Source organism: Cellvibrio fontiphilus (assembly GCF_042646205.1).
GTDB classification, from domain to species: Bacteria; Pseudomonadota; Gammaproteobacteria; order Pseudomonadales; family Cellvibrionaceae; genus Cellvibrio; species Cellvibrio fontiphilus_A.
Genome location: NZ_JBHRTF010000003.1, coordinates 198,641 through 221,315, shown reverse-complemented (window position 1 = coordinate 221,315; position 22,675 = coordinate 198,641). Strand labels below are relative to the sequence as shown.

22 protein-coding genes and 1 tRNA gene are annotated in these 22,675 nt (G+C 47.8%); 7 read left to right on the top strand and 16 right to left on the bottom strand.

Annotation, left to right across the window (positions count from 1 at the left end; all coding sequences use genetic code 11):
- Positions 1-20: 20 nt before the first annotated feature.
- Both ACFODX_RS06515 and ACFODX_RS06510 read right to left on the bottom strand, forming a co-directional pair.
- Positions 21-1,559: a hypothetical protein gene (locus ACFODX_RS06515; RefSeq protein ID WP_378117288.1), complete on the bottom strand. Its 1,539-nt coding sequence runs from the start codon at positions 1,557-1,559 to the stop codon at positions 21-23.
- An 18-nt stretch (positions 1,560-1,577) separates the two neighbouring features.
- Positions 1,578-3,008: a rhomboid family intramembrane serine protease gene (locus tag ACFODX_RS06510; protein ID WP_378117286.1), complete on the bottom strand. Its 1,431-nt coding sequence runs from the start codon at positions 3,006-3,008 to the stop codon at positions 1,578-1,580.
- A gap of 208 nt (positions 3,009-3,216) precedes the next feature.
- On the opposite strand from ACFODX_RS06510, the gene ACFODX_RS06505 reads away from it, so the two are divergent.
- Positions 3,217-3,292, top strand: a tRNA-Arg gene (locus ACFODX_RS06505).
- 252 nt (positions 3,293-3,544) lie between these two features.
- On the opposite strand, the gene ACFODX_RS06500 is transcribed toward ACFODX_RS06505, so the two are convergent.
- The 3 genes from ACFODX_RS06500 to ACFODX_RS06490 form a co-directional block, all read right to left on the bottom strand.
- A complete protein-coding gene (locus ACFODX_RS06500; RefSeq protein ID WP_378117284.1) occupies positions 3,545-4,357 on the bottom strand; it encodes a hypothetical protein in 813 nt (270 codons plus the stop codon).
- Positions 4,358-4,379: 22 nt separating this feature from the next.
- Positions 4,380-6,551 (bottom strand): SEC-C metal-binding domain-containing protein, encoded by a 2,172-nt coding sequence (locus ACFODX_RS06495; RefSeq protein WP_378117282.1) that lies wholly within the window; start codon positions 6,549-6,551, stop codon positions 4,380-4,382.
- Positions 6,552-6,698: 147 nt separating this feature from the next.
- Positions 6,699-6,869 (bottom strand): hypothetical protein, encoded by a 171-nt coding sequence (locus ACFODX_RS06490; RefSeq protein ID WP_378117280.1) that lies wholly within the window; start codon positions 6,867-6,869, stop codon positions 6,699-6,701.
- A gap of 476 nt (positions 6,870-7,345) precedes the next feature.
- Here ACFODX_RS06490 and ACFODX_RS06485 point away from each other — a divergent pair, with 476 nt between their 5' ends.
- From ACFODX_RS06485 to ACFODX_RS06475, 3 genes are all read left to right on the top strand, one after another.
- The gene (locus ACFODX_RS06485) at positions 7,346-7,690 is read left to right on the top strand and encodes a helix-turn-helix domain-containing protein (protein WP_378117278.1); all 345 of its coding nucleotides are present in this window, start codon (positions 7,346-7,348) and stop codon (positions 7,688-7,690) included.
- On the top strand, positions 7,690-9,009 hold the full coding sequence (locus tag ACFODX_RS06480; RefSeq protein WP_378117276.1) for a type II toxin-antitoxin system HipA family toxin: 1,320 nt from the start codon (positions 7,690-7,692) through the stop codon (positions 9,007-9,009). The genes ACFODX_RS06485 and ACFODX_RS06480 overlap by 1 nt, the downstream gene beginning before the upstream one ends.
- 80 nt (positions 9,010-9,089) lie before the next feature.
- A complete protein-coding gene (locus ACFODX_RS06475; protein WP_378117273.1) occupies positions 9,090-10,307 on the top strand; it encodes a CvpA family protein in 1,218 nt (405 codons plus the stop codon).
- A 21-nt stretch (positions 10,308-10,328) separates the two neighbouring features.
- Here ACFODX_RS06475 and lpxL read toward each other — a convergent pair whose 3' ends face one another.
- The 6 genes from lpxL to fabV all read right to left on the bottom strand — a co-directional run bounded on the left by lpxL (position 10,329) and on the right by fabV (position 15,285).
- Positions 10,329-11,246: an LpxL/LpxP family Kdo(2)-lipid IV(A) lauroyl/palmitoleoyl acyltransferase gene (gene lpxL / locus ACFODX_RS06470; RefSeq protein WP_378117271.1), complete on the bottom strand. Its 918-nt coding sequence runs from the start codon at positions 11,244-11,246 to the stop codon at positions 10,329-10,331.
- Between the two features lie 142 nt (positions 11,247-11,388).
- On the bottom strand, positions 11,389-12,156 hold the full coding sequence (locus ACFODX_RS06465) for a DUF481 domain-containing protein (protein ID WP_378117269.1): 768 nt from the start codon (positions 12,154-12,156) through the stop codon (positions 11,389-11,391).
- A 114-nt stretch (positions 12,157-12,270) separates the two neighbouring features.
- Positions 12,271-12,495, bottom strand: coding sequence for a DUF2789 domain-containing protein (locus ACFODX_RS06460; protein WP_378117267.1), 225 nt, complete (start codon positions 12,493-12,495; stop codon positions 12,271-12,273).
- Between the two features lie 75 nt (positions 12,496-12,570).
- Positions 12,571-13,473 (bottom strand): acyltransferase, encoded by a 903-nt coding sequence (locus ACFODX_RS06455; protein ID WP_378117265.1) that lies wholly within the window; start codon positions 13,471-13,473, stop codon positions 12,571-12,573.
- Between the two features lie 12 nt (positions 13,474-13,485).
- Positions 13,486-14,016, bottom strand: coding sequence for a 5' nucleotidase, NT5C type (locus ACFODX_RS06450; RefSeq protein ID WP_378117262.1), 531 nt, complete (start codon positions 14,014-14,016; stop codon positions 13,486-13,488).
- A gap of 93 nt (positions 14,017-14,109) precedes the next feature.
- Positions 14,110-15,285: an enoyl-ACP reductase FabV gene (fabV, locus tag ACFODX_RS06445; protein ID WP_378117260.1), complete on the bottom strand. Its 1,176-nt coding sequence runs from the start codon at positions 15,283-15,285 to the stop codon at positions 14,110-14,112.
- A gap of 253 nt (positions 15,286-15,538) precedes the next feature.
- Between fabV and ACFODX_RS06440 the strand changes: the two genes are divergently transcribed.
- The 3 genes from ACFODX_RS06440 (at position 15,539) to mgrA (ending at position 17,737) form a co-directional block, all read left to right on the top strand.
- Positions 15,539-15,952: an MAPEG family protein gene (locus ACFODX_RS06440; protein WP_378117258.1), complete on the top strand. Its 414-nt coding sequence runs from the start codon at positions 15,539-15,541 to the stop codon at positions 15,950-15,952.
- Positions 15,953-16,077: 125 nt separating this feature from the next.
- On the top strand, positions 16,078-16,506 hold the full coding sequence (locus ACFODX_RS06435; protein ID WP_378117256.1) for a hypothetical protein: 429 nt from the start codon (positions 16,078-16,080) through the stop codon (positions 16,504-16,506).
- A 217-nt stretch (positions 16,507-16,723) separates the two neighbouring features.
- Positions 16,724-17,737: an L-glyceraldehyde 3-phosphate reductase gene (gene mgrA, locus ACFODX_RS06430; protein WP_378117254.1), complete on the top strand. Its 1,014-nt coding sequence runs from the start codon at positions 16,724-16,726 to the stop codon at positions 17,735-17,737.
- A gap of 147 nt (positions 17,738-17,884) precedes the next feature.
- Here the strand turns inward: mgrA and ACFODX_RS06425 are convergent, their stop codons facing one another.
- From ACFODX_RS06425 to creB, 5 genes are all read right to left on the bottom strand, one after another.
- Positions 17,885-18,085, bottom strand: coding sequence for a hypothetical protein (locus tag ACFODX_RS06425; protein ID WP_378117252.1), 201 nt, complete (start codon positions 18,083-18,085; stop codon positions 17,885-17,887).
- A 1-nt stretch (position 18,086) separates the two neighbouring features.
- Entirely contained in the window at positions 18,087-19,457 is a 1,371-nt protein-coding gene (creD, locus tag ACFODX_RS06420; protein ID WP_378117250.1) for a cell envelope integrity protein CreD, read from the bottom strand.
- Positions 19,458-19,608: 151 nt separating this feature from the next.
- A complete protein-coding gene (locus ACFODX_RS06415; protein WP_378117248.1) occupies positions 19,609-20,214 on the bottom strand; it encodes a hypothetical protein in 606 nt (201 codons plus the stop codon).
- 133 nt (positions 20,215-20,347) lie between these two features.
- On the bottom strand, positions 20,348-21,841 hold the full coding sequence (gene creC / locus ACFODX_RS06410; protein WP_378117246.1) for a two-component system sensor histidine kinase CreC: 1,494 nt from the start codon (positions 21,839-21,841) through the stop codon (positions 20,348-20,350).
- On the bottom strand, positions 21,832-22,560 hold the full coding sequence (gene creB, locus ACFODX_RS06405; RefSeq protein WP_378117244.1) for a two-component system response regulator CreB: 729 nt from the start codon (positions 22,558-22,560) through the stop codon (positions 21,832-21,834). The genes creC and creB overlap by 10 nt, the downstream gene beginning before the upstream one ends.
- Positions 22,561-22,675 lie beyond the last annotated feature (115 nt).

Genomic DNA, 22,675 nt, shown 5'->3' with positions numbered 1-22,675 from the left:
AACCCAATCAACGCGCAGCACTAGTCTTCCGCCGCCGCTGTTTTTACTGGCTCCATAGGCACCAGTTCCAAAGTCAGCCCGCTTTTGGTAATGGTTGGCGGTGGGCGATGGCCAGGAGCTTGAGTGCTGGGGGTTTTTACACTGGGCGGTTTTCTGGCTTGCAAACTGGCTTGGGCCGCCTGCGCTTCCGCTGCTTCCTGCTGTTTGCGTGCGGCGATTTTTTCCAGCTGCTGCGCCATTTGCCGGCATTTATCTGCTTGCGCTTGCATATTGGGCAGTTGCGCCAGAGTGTCGGCCAGCAGGAAATAAGCCTGCGGCAGTTCGGGGTAATCGGGGAATTGTTTGTGCATGCCGTTTAATAATTTAATCACCAACGCGTTGTCGCCCTGCTGTTTAAACAGGCCCGCCAATTGCAATCGCAGTGCGGGAACATCCGGTAAAAAATCCGGCGCTATCAACCGAATTTGTTTAAACGCGGGCGTGAGTTTATCGATGCGTTTTTTGCGATTGAGGAAATTCAAATAGAGGCTGCCAAAATCCGCCATGAGCGCGGCTTTTTTACACACGTACAACAATTCAAAAAACGATTCAAAAAAACGCGCATCGTTGGGGAATTGTTTAAACGCCTGGTAATAAAGCGTGACCACTCGCTCGTAGTCGCCCTCTTTTAAGAGCACCTGGATTTGCGCGGCGATGCGGTCTGCCTCTTCGCGTTTGGGCTGCTCTTCATCATCCTCGATGCGGGCGCTGTAACCCAATTGATCCTGATATTGGAACAACATGTAACCCATTAAATGGAATGCCACCAGTGTGTAATAACTGGATACCATGGACTGCAGCAGGTAGGACACCGCTGGAAATAATTGACCGATCCATTCCTGTAACAGGCCCACCGAGGTCATCATGATCAGGATAAACGCCATCAACAAACCGTAGGGCAAACCAATCGCGCCAATTAATGCCAGCGCCGCCACCGGGTTCATCGCCTCCAGCAGGCTTTCGGTTTGGGCAAAACGAATCAGGATCGCCGGGAAACACACCACTACCAAAAACCCCAGAATGCCGCCCACCGCTGGCCCCACATAATAGGCCACACCACCGACCAACAGCGTCAGCACCACAGAGATAACTATCAGCTTGAGCAACAAACCCAAGCCACCCTGGTAGGCGTCCATCACATCCGGTGCTTTCATTTCGCCGAGGGCGGTGTGCTCCAGGCAGGTGAGGCTGTATTTGAGTAAAGACCCGGCCGCAAATAAATACAGGAGGATGGAGAGCAGCCACAAAAATGGCATCAACACCGCCACTACCGAGGCGATGGAGGTGATCACAATCAAACTCATGGAGGAGGCATTGAGCGGATATTTAAAGGCCTCCGGCAACCGCCGCCAAAATGGCTGCACCAAATTGCCTGCACCTAAACTCTCCGCCACCGCGCCACACACAAAACAGCGCGACTGGGGTTGGGCATCGTCCACGCAGTGATCACACTGGTGTGCCTGACAGTTTTCACAATAATAAGTCGCACCATCCAGCGGGTGATATTTACAGTAATTCACGTGTGGCTCCCTGCGCGGTTAAGGCTGATGGCTGGCGTTAAATTGCAGCGCCAATTGTTCGTAATGGTTGCGTTTGCTGGTGTCGCGCAGGCGCGTAAACGCTGCGGCCAATTTAGTGGCCAACACACTCATCGCGGGGTTAGTGCAACCCTTGCGGCTGAGCTGGTTAAACAACTGCTCCGCCGGCTGCGGGTTTTCCAGTGCAGAAAATTGCATCGCTAATTTCAGCGCGGCCGATTCGCTCAGGGATTCATGCACCTCGGGGTTATCCAACCAGACTTTGCCCAGTTTTTTAATTTGCTCCGGTGTTAACAGCGGCAAGGTCAGCAGGCTTGTCACTGCCGGATTCAGCGCCGCACCGCGTTCAATTTTCAGCAGGTTATAACGCAGCATCGCCAAATCAAATTGATTACCCTTGTGGGCGATTTGTGCATCTACCAATTGCAGGGCGCGCTCAAACCGGAATTTTTCAATCGCCTCGTAAATATCGGCGAGTGGTTTTTGCTCCGGGTTTATCGCCTGATCGCTATTGATGTAATCATCATTAAACAGCGAGCGATTCATCACCCAGGCCAAACCAATTAACAGCGCACCCGCCACAAAACCACCGGCGTGGGCCATAAACGCCACGTTGGAATCCGGGTCGGTGTGATACAGGTAAATTTCCTTGCCGATATAAAACGGCAAAATCAGCAAAGCCGGCGCACGGAAGTAACCCACCAAAAAGAAAAACCAATAAAAGAATTCAATTTTCTTAAAACGAAATACGGCGAGGTACATGGCCATGACCCCGGAAATAGCGCCCGATGCCCCCACCAACGGCTGGCTGCTAGTCCAATCCGTAGCTGCCTGCGCCAAACCGGCGCCCACACCACTGAGCAAATAAAACAACAAAAACCGCCAGTGGCCTATGGCCGCTTCCACCGCAAAACCGCACACAATTAAAAAAAACATATTGCCCAGCAAATGCATAATGTCGCCGTGCAAAAACTGGTGGGTAATTAAACTCGCGGGACGCAATTGATTGGCTTGCAAACCATTGGCGATATAACTCACCGACTGCACCAATTTATGCAAACGCGCGCGCTCGGTCACCCACAAGTCAAAGCGATCCGGCGTCATATAAGAGCGCACATTGGTTTGCAGGTAGGAGTAAAAATCTTCGCGCATTAATAAATCGGCGATGATGTAATCGTACTGACCCTTGGCATAACTGCGGCGATACTCCGCCAACTGCGCATCGCCCTGCTCTTCCAGGTAATCCTCAAACACCGGCCATTCATCGTCAATAAAACCCTGGGCTTGATAGCTGGTCATCGCCTCCACCAGCTTGGTGGTATCGCCGCTTTGGTAGAGGAAAAACACCATCACATTAATAAACACCAAGGCGCAGAGCACCAAGGGCGCATGGCGCCAATCCAGGGATTTTTCAGTAGGGACTATGATCATTTGTTATCGTACATTCCTTTTGTGTGTGAACTGGCGCAAATATTAACCCCACCCACCCACAAAGTCGATGCAACCCCAACACCCGCACCAACCCCAACGCAATACGACAAACATCGGCCAATTATTAAGCGACCGCCACAAACAACTAAAATGAAAGCAGCATTAACGGTAGGTTTTTACAAAGGTTTTTTATATAATCCCGCCCGCCGTCCCTGTAGTTTAATCGGATAGAACGTATGCCTCCTAAGCGTATGATGTGGGTTCGATTCCCGCCGGGGACGCCATTTTTTCCTGCTGCTTTTTCTCTCTGCCTTATTTCCCACGCAACACAATTCAAAAATTAATTTCTCACTCGTAGCCTGTATGAAGGCTAGCGAAATACGGGAGTTTTATTTTTTGTTTTTTTGTTTTTTTTAAAAGATGGGAGATTTGATAAAAAATACCCAAGGGGTGCTTGGGTATTTTGGAGTGGCTGCTATCGGCCATTTGCGGACATTAGACTTTTTGTCCGGAAATTTCCATGCCATCATTTTCTTTCAGTATTCCGTTTTTAAGTCTTGAGCAATAATGAATTTTTCCATATACGGATCGCTTCGAAGATAACTCATGAGCGTCCAATAACAGTCTCGGGCATACTCAGATACTATTTGGTCAGGAATAGAAAAGCTATATTCATAATATAAGTCATTACTTTTTCTATAACTTCTCAAGAACTCAGGGCGTAAGTATCGATGAATGCCCCAGCGAATATTATTTAAAAACTCACATATATGGCTAGATAGATAAATTAAAATGTCATCTTGAAATCTCCCACAAAAATCTGGGAAAGCCAAAAGAGCTTGGTCAAGACTAACTTCAATTCCCGCTTCTTTTAATATCTCCTTCAACCTCAATGCCACACCTGACGCGCGAAGGTAGTTATGTTTTGCTATGTCGCCAGACATCTTTAACGCATCGAGCCTCGATATGGAAAGATCAACTTGCGTATCTAAAGACGGCATCCATATATCAATATTGCGTTTTTCATTGAGCCAATTTATGAAATTTTCAGTTACAAATAGAAGCTCTTGTTCATATCCTCGTGTTGAAAAGCTTGGATTTTTACAAATTTCAACTATACCTCTTAAGAAACTTGTTTTACCTATTGGGCCTCTATCGTCAGTGATCGACAAAAAATCAACCAATAAAATGAAAAATAGCTTTCGCTGGTTCATGTCCTTAAACATGATAATAGAGTCACCATTGAATCTCTGAATTTCAAATAGCGAAAAATTAACCATTTCACCAATATGGTCATAAATGTTTCTTAAGAGGATTACCTCTTTTTCCATCATGCGTTCTTTGTTCAATTAAACATCCTATGCAATACCGCTAAATGCAGCATTTTTTATACTTCACGCCACTACCGCAAGGGCATAAATCATTTCGGCCAACTTTTTCTCCATATCTTGTCTTGGTTTTGAAATTAATTTTTATTCCATCTTTTAAGTTCTGACCTGCAGGCATATTTTTTGTAAGTTCATCCATCTCATCTGATTTGGCCCAAATAAAATTAAGTTCTATACCAAACTTTATTTTTTTGTTTAGTGGATCAATACACAACCCAAACCATGTATTTGCTCTACTGGCATATTTACGTTTATTACAATGGTTTTGAAGTCTTGGCCCAGATAAGTTTCGGGTATCATTATTGCAGTGAATAGTTAATCCTGTTTTTCCTTCATCTATGCACAATGTGAGGTCATGGCTTCTGCCATCTTCCATATATAATCTGCATAAATGATCTATACCGTCGTTAATTTGCTCTATCGTATCTCCACTTAAAGAGAGGAGCATAAAGCCTAGATCAATGGTTGCAGCATCATCAAGGTTGCTAATTTCAGCTATTAAATGGCCATAGGTAGTATTTTTGTATTTTGTTAATATCCCTTCAGGAGTTGCTTTGCCTGGTGCACCATTTCTTCTTGTTAGCATTGCCAAATCTAAGTCTGCACAAATGTCATCTCCAAGTTGGATCATTGAAATATCATTATCAACCCAAAGATTCTGCTTTAAATGGTAGGAGAGAACAGTTAATTCATGATTAGATAAAATTCGTTCAGAGTACTCAACCCTTCTATTGATGTAGCTTAAAAAGTACAAAGGCGAATGCAGCATTTCTGACATTACATCTAGAAGAAATACATCCATTACAAAAGGAGGTTTGATTTCTTGTGTTATTTGATATTTTAAAAACTGTCTGGCTTGAAAACCAAGCGCCGGATAATGATCAGAAACCACACAAAATGGATATATTTCCTCAAAATCTCTATTAAAAACTAATTCTTCCCCGGACGAATCAACCAACCGACAATCACTATCATTCAAAAGCTTAGAGCAGATAAAAGCTTGATCATAGGCAGATTGCACTGCATTTTTGAAGTCATCTTGGAGACTATTGTCGTTCCCTTTTCTCGCAGCTATAGTCAATTTTTTTGATTTTGCTTGCAGAACAATTGCTCTGTTCGAAAAAACCACGAGAACGTCAATCTCGCCAGCTATATTTTTCCCTTTGTAGAGATTAACATTGGTAAAAACCCGGTCTTCGCCAAACACCAGTTTAAGTCTTTCTGCAGCAAAATCTTCGGTGAAAATCCCTCTGTTCTCTCTGGCTTTAACCTTATAGTTTTCATCAGCGTTGAACCAGAAAAAAGGGGTCTCGTACAAAGCCTCCATTAAACTATAATTTTGAAAAAGCAAATATTCACTTTCATTTACTCTTATTATTGGATAGGCATTCAATGGGTTGAAATCATCTAATGCAGAAAAATTATTTTTGTTAATACCACTCGGGCATACGAAGGATTCAACTAATTTTTTTGTGGTTTCAAAATCAACACCAGATTTATCCGTCAATTCTCCTATAGAGAAAATAAAAGCTGGAAGCATTGTCCATGCTTCAGGAGAAAGATTATCTAATTGAGATGGAATCAGATCACTTATCTTGTCGTTTTGCAAAAGTAGTAACCCGGAGACTATTTTTTCAGCCTGCTCAATAGAATACCCCTTATTTTCTACAAACCAAATATTGTCATTTTGATATTTCCTAATGGATAGATCTCTATACTGGAAATTGTATGCAGATTCTCCGCCATAAAAAATCGATTCCCTTAATAATTTTCCTCTGCTAAAAGGGTTATAGGTAGCCTCTCCTGTTTCGGGTCTATGAAAAATTTCATGCATTGGAGGCATCATAGATTTATGTAGGTCATCCAGAAGCGACTGTGTAAGGTCGATGTATTCTTGAATTTTTTTTGGCCCAGGATGGGTCATATCAAGATCACCTTTGCACGCCAACCCTATTAATGTTGATATTTCTGTGCGAACGAGTCTTTCCATAGAAAACTGCTGCATCACATCATCAACACCCATCTCTCCTTCTACATACTTTATTGTGTTATCCCTGAAACAAAAGTAAGCAATTACATGAAAGTAACCAGGCGATTTACACAACATCTCTAATTCATTAAATAGTTCTTGTTCCGTGCTCAATCCTTCACTCATTAGTTTTTCCTGCATTCAGTCTTGACTATTAATTTTAAGATCAATTAAACCCAAAAGTTGATAGCTATTTGTAGGACGACAACAAATTTCCGCTTTGGGCACAATTCCACCCCTCAATCTGTTGGGGTTCGTAAACTCACCACCAACCTACTCCGGCAATCCCCGAATCAACGGCTCTCTGTAATCCAAATCTTTTTCATTCCAAAACGCAAAGCCATTTGGTAAAGCCAAATTAAAAAATGATTCATAGTAGTTTTCATCTAAATCGGAATTCTGGTCTTTACCAAAAATTTTTATTTTTATTTCTTCAGAATCCATATGAATTTCGCCTTGATGCAAAACTGATGGGCAAACCTGTTTCACTTAACGCTATTTCCATGCTTATTCCTTTGAACGCTTTTCCGTTCGGTGTGTGGCACCGAAGGTGAAGGGATGGATGAACGCAATCGCGCGCACGAGGGAAGTAGAACAGCGGAGGGGTCACTACGTCATCCGATGAAATAGTTCCTGTGGGTGAGCCTGATGGCATGTCGTCCCGTTGGGTTTTTGGGAGCTTAGTCGATGGGAATGCAAATGTGAATAACGTCACATTACAAGCCAACCCCAAGGGTTAATGAAAAGACGATGAGATTATTCAGTCAATAAAAAACCATTAATAGATACTTAAATACCTTTTAAGCTGATATTTTCACTTAAAAGCACCTTATTTAACTATATTGCTTATATTAAATAATAGGTATAAATTTAACTTTAATGTTTTATAAAGGCGATTAAAGGGCAATAAAGTAACTTTTATGAACTACGAAGCCATGACTAATAAGGCGATTGCTGCCGCGCTGGGTGAGCGCCTTGAGCGTTTGCGGTTGGCGCGCAACTTTACCCAGCAAATGCTGGCGGATGAGATTGGTATTACTGCCAAGAGTTATCGCCAACTGGTGGCCGGCGGCGGTAAGTTGGAAAACCTGATTGCGGCGCTGCGCGCGTTGAATGCGTTGGATCAGCTGGATAACTTCCTGCCAGAGCCGGCGCCCAGCCCGCTTGAGCAGTTGAAGTTGCGTGGCAAACAGCGGCAGCGGGTGCGCCAGCCGCGCGGTGCGCAGGCGGCGACTGGTGCTGACGAACAAGGGTTGGATTGGTAATGCAGAACCTTGCTGAAGTCTGGCTGTGGGACAAGTTAGTGGGCGCGCTGGCCTGGTCGCCCGATACTGCCACTGCAACCTTTGAATACACACCTGAGTGGGCCAGTACCGGTGTGCAGATTGCGCCTTTGCACATGCCCAGCCTGCCCCAACCGGCAGCCAGCCGGATTTTTCATTTCCCCCAACTGAACCGCGATACTTACAAAGGCCTGCCGGCCTGTTTTGCCGATACCCTGCCCGACGATTTTGGCAACGCGGTCATTAATGCCTGGCTCGCCCGCAACGGGCGCGACCCGCACAGTTTTAACCCGCTGGAGCGTTTGCTTTACAGCGGCAAACGCGGCATGGGCGCACTGGAATATGCGCCCGCCCTGCGCCAAACCCGCCAGCCGAATAACAAACTGGAATTGGAATCGCTGATTGCCATGGCGCAACAGGTGCTGGACCAGCGCGCGGGTTTGGCCAGCGCGCTGCAACACAAAGGGCATGACGATTTAACCGCAATCCTGCAGGTGGGCACTTCTGCCGGCGGCGCGCGTGCCAAAGCGCTGGTGGCGATTAATGCACAGCGCAATGAAATTCGCTCCGGCCAGGTGGATGCGCCAGAGGGCTTTGAGCACTACTTATTAAAGTTTGATGGTGTAGTTGAACAAGGCAGCAACCGCGAAACTTTTGGCGACCCCCAGGGTTTTGGCCGCATGGAATACGCTTATTATTTAATGGCCAGCGCCGCCGGCATTGAGATGACAGACTGCGAATTATTAGTGGACGGTGAACGCGCCCACTTTCTAACGCGCCGTTTTGATCGCATTGGCAATCACAAAGTGCACTATCAATCGCTCTGCGCTATGGATCATGCCGATTTTAAAAAACCGGGCTTTTACAGTTACGAGCAATTATTTGCGGTAGCACGCCAATTGCGTTTAACGCGCGCGGAAGCAATAGAAATTTATCGTCGTATGGTGTTTAACATAGTGGCGCGCAACCATGACGACCACAGCAAGAATTTTGGTTTTATCCTGCCCGGCCCGCGCAGCTCATGGCAGTTAGCTCCCGCCTTTGATGTTGCCTACAGCTACAAACCGGGATCGCCCTGGGTGAATTCACACCAGCTGAACTTAAATGGCAAACGCGATAACTTTACACGGGACGATTTATTAAGCGCTGCCAGTTTAATTAGCAACTTCACCAAAGAAGCCAAACAAATTATTGCGCAGGTAGTAGACGTGGTAAGCCAGTGGCCGGATTACGCACGCAGGGCTGGCGTATCGGCCGCGTTTACCCAAGAAATACAGCGCAACCTGCGGCTTGAGTGGTAACAACTGGCGCCGCTTTTTAATTTATTTTCTGAATTTATTTTTTACTTTTATCGATAAAGAACCCGAATAAGGAAGCAACCATGCAAGTCACTACCCTGGTATTTTTTGCGCTACTGATTTTTTTCACCTGGCGCGGTTATCAAAAGGGATTTATCGGTTCCATTACCCGAATTTTAAGTTGGATTGTCGCCTACCCTGCTGCGATGATTTTTACTCCGGCCGTGGCAGCGCTGCTCATGCAACACACCCTGCTGACCGGTGTGATTGTGTATTTTGTTGCCGGCGCCGGTATTTTTTTGTTGGTCAGTTTTATTGTGGCGTTTGCACTGACACATATTGGCAAGCTAGTGCCTGAAAGCGATGCGGCAACAACCAGCTCAAAAATTGGCGGCGCTGGTGTAGGTGTTTTAGTGGGCGCACTGGCGGGTTTACTGGCGGTGTATTTGATGGGGCTGGTATTAACCCCCAAACCGCTGCCTGCCCAACACCTTGAAACTGATTCAATTGCCAGCGCAAACCCGACAAGTGCCACAACAAACGGGACCACTGCCCCGGGCGTCCCCACACTGCGGGATTTGGAGCGCAGCAGGGATTCATTTATTGAAGCCAGCGCAAAAAAATTAATGGGCGCAGCCGCGGCAACGGCGGTGGATTTGGCAGTGGAAGATAAAACCGCAAGCCAGGTTACCAAAGCGTTTGTGCAAGACCCGCAAATTATGCTTGCCCACGTGCAGGAGATGACTAACAGCGGGCAGATGCAAAGCCTGATGGCGGATGAAACGATTCAATCGCTGCTGACAACTGGCGATACCCAGGCGCTGATGCGCAACCCGGAATTTAAAGCCTTGATTGAAAACCCGAGCATGCAGGCATTAATGGCGCAGTCCGATGTGAATAGCGATGCGGGTGCCCAGGCTGCTGCAGAAAAAATGGTGCTCGCCTGGAACCGCGTACAACTGATTAAACACGACCCGCGCATTATCGCGATTGTGAATGACCCGGAGTTTCAGCAGCAATTAAATTCGCCCAATAAATTGCCGCTGATGCTAAACCCCAAACTGAATCAGCTCACGCAAATTATTTTTAATCAGGAGCCTATTCCCCTAAACGGAATGAGCAATTATGAAGTGATTGATATAGACACCCAGCAGCCGGCAACAGCGGGCGAATCCAACGCGGAGCAAAACCAAAAGCCCACTCAAATTTATCGCTGGACGGATGAAAACGGGCGCGTACATTATTCCGACCAACCGGCACCAGCCGGCCAAACCACCGCGCCCGAAACTACAAATCAATAAACTACAATTCAATAAAACAGATTAATAAACTTTTGCCGCGCCTTCCGGCCGTGTTTTAAAACGCGGCTGGGCCCACAAATACTGCTCTGGCGCTTTTAAAATTTCCTGTTCGACAAATTCATTGACGCGGCGCGCATCGGCTAATTCATCGCCGCTGGGGTAGTTTTCAAACGGTGGGTGAATCACCACGTCATAACCTGTGCCATCAGCGCGACGGTATTGGGAGAAGGGAATAATTTGGGCGCGCCCCATACGCGCAAATTGTGCAGTCGCGGTAACGGTTGCGGCAGGCACACCAAAAAAGGGAACAAATACCGAAACCTTTGGGCCTAAATCGCGGTCGGGTGCATACCAAATCATCCGGCCTTTGCGCAGCTGCGCCACCATCGCCCGCACATTGTCGCGGCTGATTGCTATGCCTTCTTTTACATAGGCTTCGCGGCGAACTTTTTGCACATAATCAAACACTTTATTTTTATGCGGACTGTACATGCCATCGTAATTCACGCAGACGCCAAGCATAGCGCTGCCGATGTCCAGTGTAGTGAAATGCAAGCTGAGCAAAAGCGCCCCCTGCCCTTCAGTTTTGGCCTGCTCTATATGCTCAAGGCCGGTGATGGAAAATAATTTGCGCAGCCGCGGCTTTGACCAGAAATAACCTATGCCCGTTTCAAATACTGCCATGGCGGTGGATTGCAAATTGGCTTCCAGTAACTGCTCAATTTCCGCTGCATTTTTTTGCGGAAAACACAGCTGCAAATTCGTGCGCGCCATTTTCACGCGTTTTTTATTCAGGTGCAGCAGGGGCGCTAACACTCTGGCCATTGCCATTTGCCAGCGGTAAGGCAGCTGGGCAATCACAAACCAAACACCAAAACCAATCCAGGTGGGCCAGTGACGGGGGTGAAGTAAAGCGCGATCAAATTGCGATGAAGCCATAGTCGTTAATATTTTGTTAAATGAGCAGGAGCCGCAACCGCGGCCATCAATGGATGAAATTATAAAACAACAAGGCAGATGCTGGCGTTTATTGCCAACATCTGCCTTGTTTACCCGGGCAATGCCGCTAACCGGGGTTCACTTAAAAGCTATACACCAGATTGATAAAGGTAGTGGTGTCAGTTTTTTCCTTGCCGGGCGCTACGTCGCTATCGTTAGCGACAGCGATACCCACTTTCATTTTCATACTTTTATTGATCGAAGTCGCCAGCGATGTCTCGCTTTGGGTGCGGGTATTGTCCGAACCGGATTCCACACTCACCAGCTGTTTGAAGGTTGCGTTGTCGCTGATCTTCCACTCCAGTGCCGTTGCCGCACGCAGCATTGCACCACTTTCTTCAGTGATAGTGTCAGGCACCAGCGGATCATCGCTCTCCGTCACCTTTTCACCTTCAAAATAACCCGGACCCGCTTCAATAAACCAATTAAAGGTGGGTGAGAAATACAGCCAATTACCGTAACCCAAGGCCAGGGTGCTGTAGGTTTTGTAGGCGCCAAATTTGTCATTAGTGTGCGAGCCAAAACCGAACAGATAGGATTCTTCTACCCCCAGCAAATAGGCAAATTTTGCTGAACCAAAATATTTTTCAGCGGTTTTTTCGCGCCGGGTGCTGTTGTCATCCTGTTTAACGCTGTCCTCTTTAAAGAGGGAATTAAATACGTATTGGTTCTCCCAGCGCTCCAGGTTTTGTTTTGCATCTACTTTGAATTGCAAACTGGTAGTGTCGGTATTGCCCGAGGTAGCTATAGCACCTATATCCACTTCTACTTCCCAAGGGCGCTTTTCGTCCTGGGCAAAACTACTGGTGGCAGAGGCGGCAAGAACCAGCGCAGCGGTCAATTTATACATAGTCGATCCTGTTACATCGGTTAAAAGAGGGGGAACCATAACATAGAAAAGCTGACTGCCAAATGAAAACGACCGGCAACTGGCCGGTCGTTTCAAGGCAGGAAATGCGGGTTTTTAATCGCGCAATAAACAATTAAGTTCATCCACTACCTCAGCCCAGGCAGAGTATTCCTGGCGGGCTTCGCGCAGAAAGGCCGCCTGCTCCGGTGTCCAAAAACTGGCACTGGCCAGAGGTTCCGCTTGGGGTAAAGGGCGATGTTTTTCAATAAACGCCTCAATCGCCGCCGGAGAGTTGGGCAGGCCTAACTTGGCAAACAAATCACTCAGGGTATAGAACATGCGGCCTCCTATAGATTTGCTGGAGAAAAACTATTCCACCACCAGCATAACCCCATAGCAAGCCCCTCACCCGGTTTAATTGTTACGCGCCTGCTCCTGCGCAATCATCGCCGCCAGCAGTTCATCCTTCTCCTGCCACAGCTGGTTGACCCACAACTGGAAACGCGCGCGAAACGCGGCATCCTCGCTGTAGTCGCCAATTAAATCGGCGGGAATGGGCAGCTGGCGAATGTGCACACGAATCCGCTTTACCCGCCCGCAGGCGTAGTCCCAATAGGTGGGAATGCCTTCAGGGTAATAGATAGTGACATCCAGCAGGCGGTGCAATTGGCCGCCCATAGCCGCCAGGGTAAACGCCAGACCGCCGGCTTTTGCTGGCAACAGGTGGCGATAAGGTGATTGCAACTGGCGGTGTTTGGCCGGGGTAAAACGAGTGCCTTCCAGAAAGTTAATAATCGTGACCGGGTGATGGCGAAAGCGCTCGCAGGCTTTGCGGGTCTGCTCAACATCCTTACCCTTTAGCTCCGGGTGACGCGCCAATTTTGCTTTGGAGTAGCGGCGCATGGAGGGGAAATCCAGCCCCCAGAGCGCCAACCCCAATACCGGCACCCAGAGCAGGCTGCGTTTGAAAAAAAACTTAACCCCCGGGATACGCGCATTAAACGCCCGCACCAATACCAGAATATCCGGCCAGGACTGGTGGTTGGCAATCAGCATGTACCACTCGTCGCGGCTCAGATTCCCCAGCCCTTCCACGTCTACCTTGGTGGGCAGGGTGTGCTCCTGCTGCCAGGTGTTAAAGGTAATCCAAACATTGGAGGCGGCATCCAACAGCCGATCAATCGCGCGCCGCAGCGCGGGGACTGGCACCAACAATTTCACCAGAGCACAAACGACTACCGGCACCGCAATCATGATGATGGTGATGGAGAAAATCGCCGTGACCAGCACCGCGCGCAGATGAGCAACAATAATCATCAGCAATACCCGTTATTTCAAAAAATACTTGCGCACTTCCAACCAATCATTCACGCGCACCGGCGCAACTTCATTGGCGTTATGCGGCGCGGAAAATAAAATGCCCTGCCCCACAAAACCTTCAAAATGACGCGAGCTGTCATCGATTAAATAATCTGCCTGCACCACATTTTTCTTGCCGCAAAAAATAAAATTCATGGGCGATAAAAACGGCAAGTATTGGGTGAGCCATTGGTATTTTGGCGCAAAGGATGTGGGGTGCTCCATCGCGGCGGTGGCAATTACCACTTCATACTGTTCGTGCAATTCGCGAATGACCTCAAGCGCATTAGCGTAGGGCGTTATATTTTCAAAAAACGCCGGCATATCCGGGTAGGCGCGCACTCGCGCCAGGTGTGCCTCCGGTACGGCTTGATAGATTTTTCTGCCGTGTAAATCCGCTTTGGTGAGGCTTTGGTTAAATTCCGTGTTGTACCAATCCAAATGTCGACTCAGGGTGTCGCAAATGGTTTCATCCATATCAATTGCAATACGTTTACGCATGTAAACTCCAAGGCGATGGCAATCTAACAGTCACTAAAAAAAATCCCCCGCCGGAGCGAGGGATTTACACACAATCACTCAACCCTCAAGGGATTAAAAATTGGTTTGCACCAAAGGCGTGGTTTCCGCATCGTAATCCACACCGGCAATACCAAAACCAAACAAACGCAGGAATTCGGTTTTATAACCTTCAAAATCAGTCAGTTCAAACAGATTTTCTTCAGTCACTTTTTCCCAGATCTCTTCTACCGGGCGCTGCACCGATGGGTCGAGTTCCAACTCGTCCACACGGTAGCGATTGGCATCATCCAAACGCGGATTATTGGAATACAAACACTCTTTGAACAAGCGTTGGATCTGCTCGATACAACCTTCGTGAGTGCCCTGCGCTTTCATCACTTTGAACAAAATCGCCAAATACAAAGGCATTACCGGAATGGCCGAACTGGCTTGGGTAACAACCGCTTTCAGTACCGCAACACGCGCGTTACCGCCGTGTTTTGCGCTCAGGGTTTTAGCGGCGCGATCCAAATCTTCTTTGGCTTTACCGATAGTCGCTTTGCCGTAAATTGGCCAGGTCAACTTGTCGCCAAGGTAGGTGTAGGCGACGGTTTTGAAGTTGTCGGCGAGCAGGTCGGCACCTTTGAGTGCATCGATCCACAATTCCCAGTCTTCACCGCCCATTACCTTAACGGTGTTGGCGATCTCTTCATCAGAGGCTGGCTCGATGGTCACGTCGGAAATTTTCAGGGTATCGGTATTCAGGTTTTTGGAGGTGTACTCCTTACCGATAGGCTTCAATACCGAGTTATAAACTTCACCGGTTTTCGGGTCGGTGCGGCGTGGGGATGCAAGGCTGTAAATCACCAAATCCACCTTACCTATGCTGTTTTTCAGCTCGGCAATCACTTTCTCTTTGCAAGCGTCAGAGAAGGCATCGCCATTAATGGTGTGTGCGTACAAGCCTTCTGCTTTTGCGGCATCGTGAAATGCAGAGGTGTTGTAGTAACCGGCGGTAGCGGTTTTGCTCTCACTCGGCTCTTTCTCAAAACATACACCCAAAGTATCGGCACCGCCGCCAAAGGCCGCAGTAATGCGTGAGGCCAAACCAAAACCGGTTGAGCAGCCCAGCACCAGCACTTTTTTAGGTGCGTCGGCAATGGGGCCTTTGGCTTTGGTGAAAGCGATTTGCTCTTGAACATTGGCAGCACAGCCTTGTGGATGCGCATTGGTACAAATAAAACCGCGGACTTTTGGCTTGATAATCATGAATCTACCTTGTGGTGATGTTTATGAATTAGCGATTGAATCAATAACGAGGGAGCAACCCGGGCTGCTCGCGAAGGCAGGCATTATAGTGCCAGAACACGCACTTGTCCCCTGCGCGGGTTTTAAGTCGCCATGGCACTGCTCACTGCCCGCCGCCTCAAACCCAACCCTGCCGCCGTGAGTTGACTTTTTGCGCCGTGGATTTGGACTATAGTTGGACAGTTCCCCCCCAATAAGACCGAGGAGTACCCCCATGATCTACCCCATGTTTGCCATGGTGTTACTGACATTTTTGGTGGCATTTCGCCTGTTGTTCCTGCGCCTCAAAGCGGTCAAAACCGGCAGTGTAAGGCTCAGCCAATTTCGCTTGAACACGGGCGATATGCCGGATGAGATCACCCAAACCGCGCGCAACTACAGCAATTTGTTTGAAATCCCTGTGCTCTTTTATGCCGCGGGAGCCACCGCCATCGCCATGGGTACTGACAGCAGTGCAATGATAGTAGCCGCCTGGATATTTGTGTTGGCGCGCCTGGCCCACAGCCTTATCCACTTAACAACTAATGATGTGATCAATCGTTTTCGCGCTTACACCCTGGGCAACCTCTGTGTGTTGGTTATCTGGGGGCTCTTGTTGATAGATCACGCCAATCACTATGTGGGGTAAATATCACCATTTATGGATTTATTTGTTGTAATTTGCGCCAGCCCACGGAATTCACACCCGTAACCGACTAGGCTAGACCCAGGTTTCAAGCAAACCACAACAAGAGCAACCAGAGGTATCCCACCATGAACAACAAGATTTTGCACAGCTGGCTACTTGCCTTGGGCGTATTGGCGACATCCACCGCAAACGCCGACGATTTGGGCATTAGCGTCATCCTGGAAAAAGAAGTTGCGCCGGGTGTTTATGGCCGTGTTGAAATTGGCAACGATTCACGCCCGAATGTTTATTACCGCGACCCTATGCTGATTGTCACCGACTCGCGTTATGCCCGCAGCCGCCCGGTGTACCTGCATGTACCCCCAGGTCACGCTAAAAATTGGGGCAAACACTGCAGCAAATACCACGCCTGTGACCGCCCGGTGTATTTTGTCCGCTCGGCCGAATATGACGAGCATTATCATGAAGATCAGGAGCGCCACCACGACCGGCATGACCACCCCAGCAAAGGTAAGGGGCAAGGCAATGGTAAAGGCAAGGGCCACAACCACTAATTCATTGCAACCACTGGCTGTATAAGCCCTGACCCTGTACACAAATCCCCGCTCGCTGCGGGGATTTTTTTACGCAGTGCCAATGCAGGTGGCTTTTCTTTACATTCCAATCTTTACACTCCAAGCGCACGCTTGACGCACCTTTCGAGTAAAATCGCCCGCCAATAACCACAAGAATCTTATCGATCCAACAACACTCTTCTCCGGCAGGAATAACATGATTACGCACGAGCCCAACCCGATTTACGTCGCCCACCCCGACCGTTACAAAACCATGAAGTATCAACGCTGTGGCAAAAGTGGCCTGCGCTTGTCACGCTTATCGCTGGGTTTGTGGCAAAACTTTGGCGCGGTAGATTCACAAGCCAACGCCCGCAATATGCTGCGCCGCGCGTTTGATTTAGGCATCACCCATTTTGATTTAGCCAACAACTACGGGCCCAACTTTGGCTCGGCAGAATCCACCTTTGGCAATATTTTCAAGCAGGATTTTGCGCATTATCGCGATGAATTAATTATTTCCAGTAAAGCGGGTTACGACATGTGGCCCGGCCCCTATGGGATTGGCGGCTCGCGTAAATATTTGGTGAGCAGTTGCGACCAAAGCTTGAAGCGCACTGGCCTTGAATATTTTGATATTTTTTATCACCACTGCATGGACCCGGAAACGCCGCTGGAAGAAACCATGCAGGCACTGGATTACATTGTGCGTTCGGGCCGTGCGCTCTATGTTGGTATTTCCAATTACCAACCGGAGCAAACCAAAGAAGCGGCGCGTATTTTGCGCGAACTGGGCACACCGCTGCTGATTCATCAACCGCGCTACAACCTGTTTGATCGCTGGATTGAAAACGGCCTGACCGATGTATTGAAACAAGAAGGGGTTGGCTCGATTGTGTTCTCGCCACTGGCACAGGGCGTATTGACCAACAAATATTTGAACGGCATTCCGGCCGATTCACGCGCAGCGCGCCCCGAGTTGATTTATTTAAACAACAAAGACATCACTCCGGAAAAACTGCAAAAGGTGCAAGCACTCAATGCATTGGCGGAAACACGCGGTCAATCGCTCGCGCAAATGGCCATTGCCTGGACGCTGAACAACGACGCCGTTACCACCTGTTTGATTGGCGCCAGTCGCCCGGCGCAAATTGATGACTCGGTGGCTGCATTAAACAACTTGGCATTTAGTGCAGATGAACTTGCAAAAATCGAAGCCATTTTAAAATAAACCACTGTAGGTTGGGTTAGAGGTGAGCAGCGCGAGCCTCGTAACCCAACAGCAGTACCATCGCACACAGAATATTGGGTTACGCGACTCGTTAAACTCGCCGCTAACCCAAGCTACGATTTAACAACCAACAGTCCACGCAGACAATCAACCAATTACCCGCGCATAATTCTCTTTCAATTGTTTCTGCGGATACTTCAACGCATAAACCTCTGAACCCATAAACAAAACCACAGCAGCCAATACTAACCTTCCCACCCAGCCCCTGCTCCATAAACAATAAGTAAACACCATGCCCAGGGCGAGCGGTAAACCAACAATCAGGCAGGATGCAATAAGCTCGATCACTTTATGACTCCTGCACTGCACGGCCAGATATTTTCTGTGCACCCACTGAATACCAATCCACTTTGCGGGTTAACAACATAAACAAACCCAAGACGGCAAACAGCAGCAAAGCTCCCATTAATAACGCATAATCTTCTGCGCTCAACAAGCCATAAAGCAGTAGGTATAAAAACCCCAAACCTGCGCTAAACCCAATACCGCGCCGCATACTTTGCAACACATGGGACACATAAAAACCAATCAACAACACACATGCAAATGCCGAAATAGCGTAAGCAACCACAAAGGCAATATGCTCCGATAACGCCAGTAACAGCAAATAAAAGAATGCCAAGGCCAAACCCACTAATGCATATTGAACCGGATGAACCTGCAAGCGTTTTAAAATTTCAAATAAAAAGAAACTGGCGAAAGTAAGTGCAATAAATAAAAGCGCATATTTAATGGCCCGATCACTTTTTACATAAAGGTTTATTGGCTCCAACAGACTTACGCCCAAGCGCCGCTGCTGGAATGGTTCGCATTGACCGCTCCCGGCACAGGCCATAAAGTATTCATAAAAATTGGTGGAGAAGTAGGACGTTTGCCAACGGGCGCTAAAGCCAGCATCACTAATGCTGCGTTCAACCGGCAAGAAATCGCCTAAAAAACGTGGATGTGGCCAGTCAGACTGCAGCTCTACATGGGTTTCCTTTCCTATCGGCGCCACATGAAACTGCTCTGTACCCTGCAGCATTAATTTAAATGAAAAAGGTATTATCTGGGGCTGGTTATATACCGCAGAAAGTAGCTGTTGCGGCAGGCGGGCATGAACCCCATCACCCAATATTTTTAACTGGCTACCCGGCTCAAACTCATAGGTTTGTTGATTCAACACCAACTGCAATGAATTTCTAATACCGCGAGTATCACTAATACCCACAGCGACAAATGGTGTATCAAAAGTGTAATCCGCTAAATTTACCCTGATGCCAAAATTCACTGGCAGAGAAAAATGGCCATCAAGAGTAGTATCGGCATGGTATAGCCGTGCGCTATAAATACCCAGCTGGCGCGACTCCCCTTTTAACGCCCCCTGCAAGCGAAAGCGCTCAGGAAAAAAATACAGCCGGTCTTCAACTACGCGCTCCTGAAATACTTTTTCTTTCGCATCGTTAAACGTCCAGTAGCGCTCCTTTTTACGGTAGGGAATCACCAATATCGGCCCAACCAGTGTTTGACTGTAGGCCGAACTGCGCGCTATATCCTGTACCACTTGCTCGCTATAAGCGCGCCGCTCGTCAATCGAATTACCAATCATTGCCAACGGAATGAGCAGCAACAGGATTAATACACCAATAGCCAAAAATTTATATAACAGTGAACGAGTCATACTAAGCTCCTTGAGGTTAATAAGGCTCAGTATTCGCTAGCAAAATGGATATTTGATGGGGGGAATATGGAGATTAGGTGAAGATTCTGTGCAACCGCGAGGGTTCTAAGCAGCACACAGCGAACCGGCTTTTCGCTGTGTGCCAAGTGGATCACTGACGTACAAATACGATTTCATCGCGGCGCGGAAATACCGTGCGATATTTTTTCATAAATTCATCGTTGAATTTGCGCAGGCGTTTGGACAACAACAAATTGCCAGCGGTGAAATTCTCTGAACAGGAGCTTGCTGCCTGTTTACACAGGGTTTTGGTATCTATGGGCGAGGCATAAAAATAATCGGCAAAATGTTTTTCAAATTTGTCCATTTGTGCCGGCGCAATTTGTAGATTTTCCTCATCCACTATGGCCCCCATCAATAAATACACAGGCATATCACTATTAATCACTGGCTTGTTATCGATACGTACTGTAGCCAGGTTGAGGTTGAACACCATGCGCTGTTTAAAATAGGAAACCACAAAACGGCCCTCGGTTTTCTTAGCGCCCTCCTGATAGCGGAACTGATACCAATCCTGCCCGCCACCTTTGGTAATACTCAAGCGTTTACTGCCATCTTCGCTCAGCCAATCACCCACCAGAGGTTTGGGTAAATCCGGCACAGTTGCACTGGCGAGAGGTTTTGACAGCAGGTCTTTACAGGCCGTCAAGGAAAAAAAGGCAAGGATAACCAACAACAATTTCAGCCGAATCAGCATAAGTAACTCCAGCAGGGTTAATTTTATACAGGCCATATTTTTACGTACAAATAAATAGCCATTTTTATAAAACCCGCACTCTATTTTTATCGGCTTGCCGGAGCTGTAAATAATTGTATTAGTTTGCGTTAAGTCACCCTGCGTTGAATTCCAAACATGCTTCCACAGCCGCAACACCTGTGTCTGTGACCGGAGTGTGATCAGACCGCGCAAGATCAAGCTGGACATTGCTAACCCGGAGCGAACCGCCGTGCAAATCCATCACCTCTTGCACAAAATTCAGCCCCAAACCCGTGCTTTTTTTGCCCGTACTTGGCCGTGGTAGGGAGAAGAAACGCTCCGTCAAACGTGCAACAGCAAAATCTGGAATAGGCTCACCTTGATTGGTGATCAACAACTGAAGTCTGGCGCCCTGCCGACGGGTCCGCACCAAAATGCAGCCACCCTGCGGTGTAAAATCCAGCGCATTTTCGAGCAGATTATTAATTGCCTGGCGCAACAGAAATGCCTCGCCCTTGAGTTTTGCATCGGCTGCAAAATCTTTTTGGAGTTGGATTGATTGACGCAGGATACGCGCACTGTGTGTATCGAGCAGTTGATTACATAACTCGTTCAAATCCAGAGTCTCCGGGTCATGCAAACTTTGTTGCTGCTCCACCAGAGCCAGATTTAACAAGCGCTCAATTAACTGCTGCAAGCGCAAACTTTCACTATCGATATTTGCAATAAAACGCTGGCGCTGCTGTTCCTGCCCCGGGGCATCCAACAGGGGTGACTGCAATAATTCAGCGCTGGCACGAATTGCTGCCAAGGGACTTTTTAACTCATGGGTAAGGGTTTGCACATAGCGTTCAATATAGGCTTTGCCATCCAATTCACTGCGCATGGATTCCAGCGCCTGCGCCAGTTGACGCAACTCCCCGCTGGCAATTTTGCCCTCGGGAATGGTTGCGCGCTCACCCTGGCTCACCGTCACCGCATATTCGCGCAACTTGCGCAGCTCTCGGCTCAACCACCAGGAAAATAACGCACCGCTCAGCAGCCCCAATAAAATTAATGCACCACCCAACATACCCAGGCGCCGCTGGGTGCGTTCAATAAAAGGTTGCACACTGCGATTGGGTTTAGCGACAGAAACAACACCAATAATTTCATCGCCATTTTTAATGGGTGCTGCTACATACATAATGCTCGCGCTTTCATCACCCTCCTGCTCCTGGGATGAACGCGCCCCGTATTTTCCCTGCAAGGTTAAATAGACATCATTCCAGCGCGAGTAATCTTGCCCGACCGCTATATTGCTGGAGTCCAATAAAACTATGCCTGTGCGATCAGTAACGTAAATACGGTGATTAACTGCAAACTTGTTGACACCCCAAATATTGGCATTGGGTGTGCGCTGGCCGTAAGCGCGAAAAATATCGGCATAAAAATGCTGGTCGATTTGATTTTTCAACATAGGCTCGCGTAAAAATTCAGCGAGTAAATTTGCCGTATCAACCAAGGTCTCTTCCGTCGTTTGCCGGACGCCCGGGCGAATTTCTTCCATCACTGTGCGCAGCACAAAATAACTGCACAGCGCCACAAAGAGCATGTAAATAATGAATATGCGTAAACTCAGCGACATTCGCGTGCGTCCGGTTGATAGCAATAACCAAAACCGCGCTGGGTTTTTATCGGCTCAGCAGCGGGATTGATTTGTCGCAATTTAGCGCGCAGGGATTTTATATGGCTGTCAATACTGCGGTCATATCCGGCATCCAGGGTTACACCGGCGGCACCGAGTAATTGCTCGCGGCTAAATACTCGCCCCGGCTGGGTGATTAGCATCTCTAGCAGACAATATTCAAAACGCGTGAGACTGAGTAACTGCTGCTGGTAATAAATGGATTTTCGCTCGATATCCAGGCTGAACTCGGCCACCGGATTTTTATCCCTATTCAATTCAGAACTGGCATTAACAACAGCAGATAAGTCTTGCCGTGGCAGGCTGCGTTTCAAAATCGCTTTAACACGCGCGGCTATTTCCCGCGGGCTAAAAGGTTTTACTACGTAATCATCTGCCCCAATTTCCAAACCTACCACCCGATCCAATTCATCGCCGCGCGCGGTTAAAAAAATCACCGGCAATTCTGAAAATTTACGCAATTGTTTGCAGGCTTCAAAGCCGGTCATATCCGGCAAGCCAACATCCATAATCATTAAATCGACTGATTGCGCTTTGACATAGGCCAATGCCTTGGTCGCCAGCATTTCCCAATGGGTGGTAAACCCCTCGGCTTGCAATACAAAGACTAGACTCTCGGCAATACTGGGTTCATCTTCCAAAATTACTATGTGCGGCATAAAGCAGATCCATAAAATAAATAGCTGACCGATTCTACAAGAAAGCCGTAATTTAACGTATTGCAATCACCCCAAAAGCGCCCTACCCTCGGTAATTATTTTCCTCTTGGTAGCT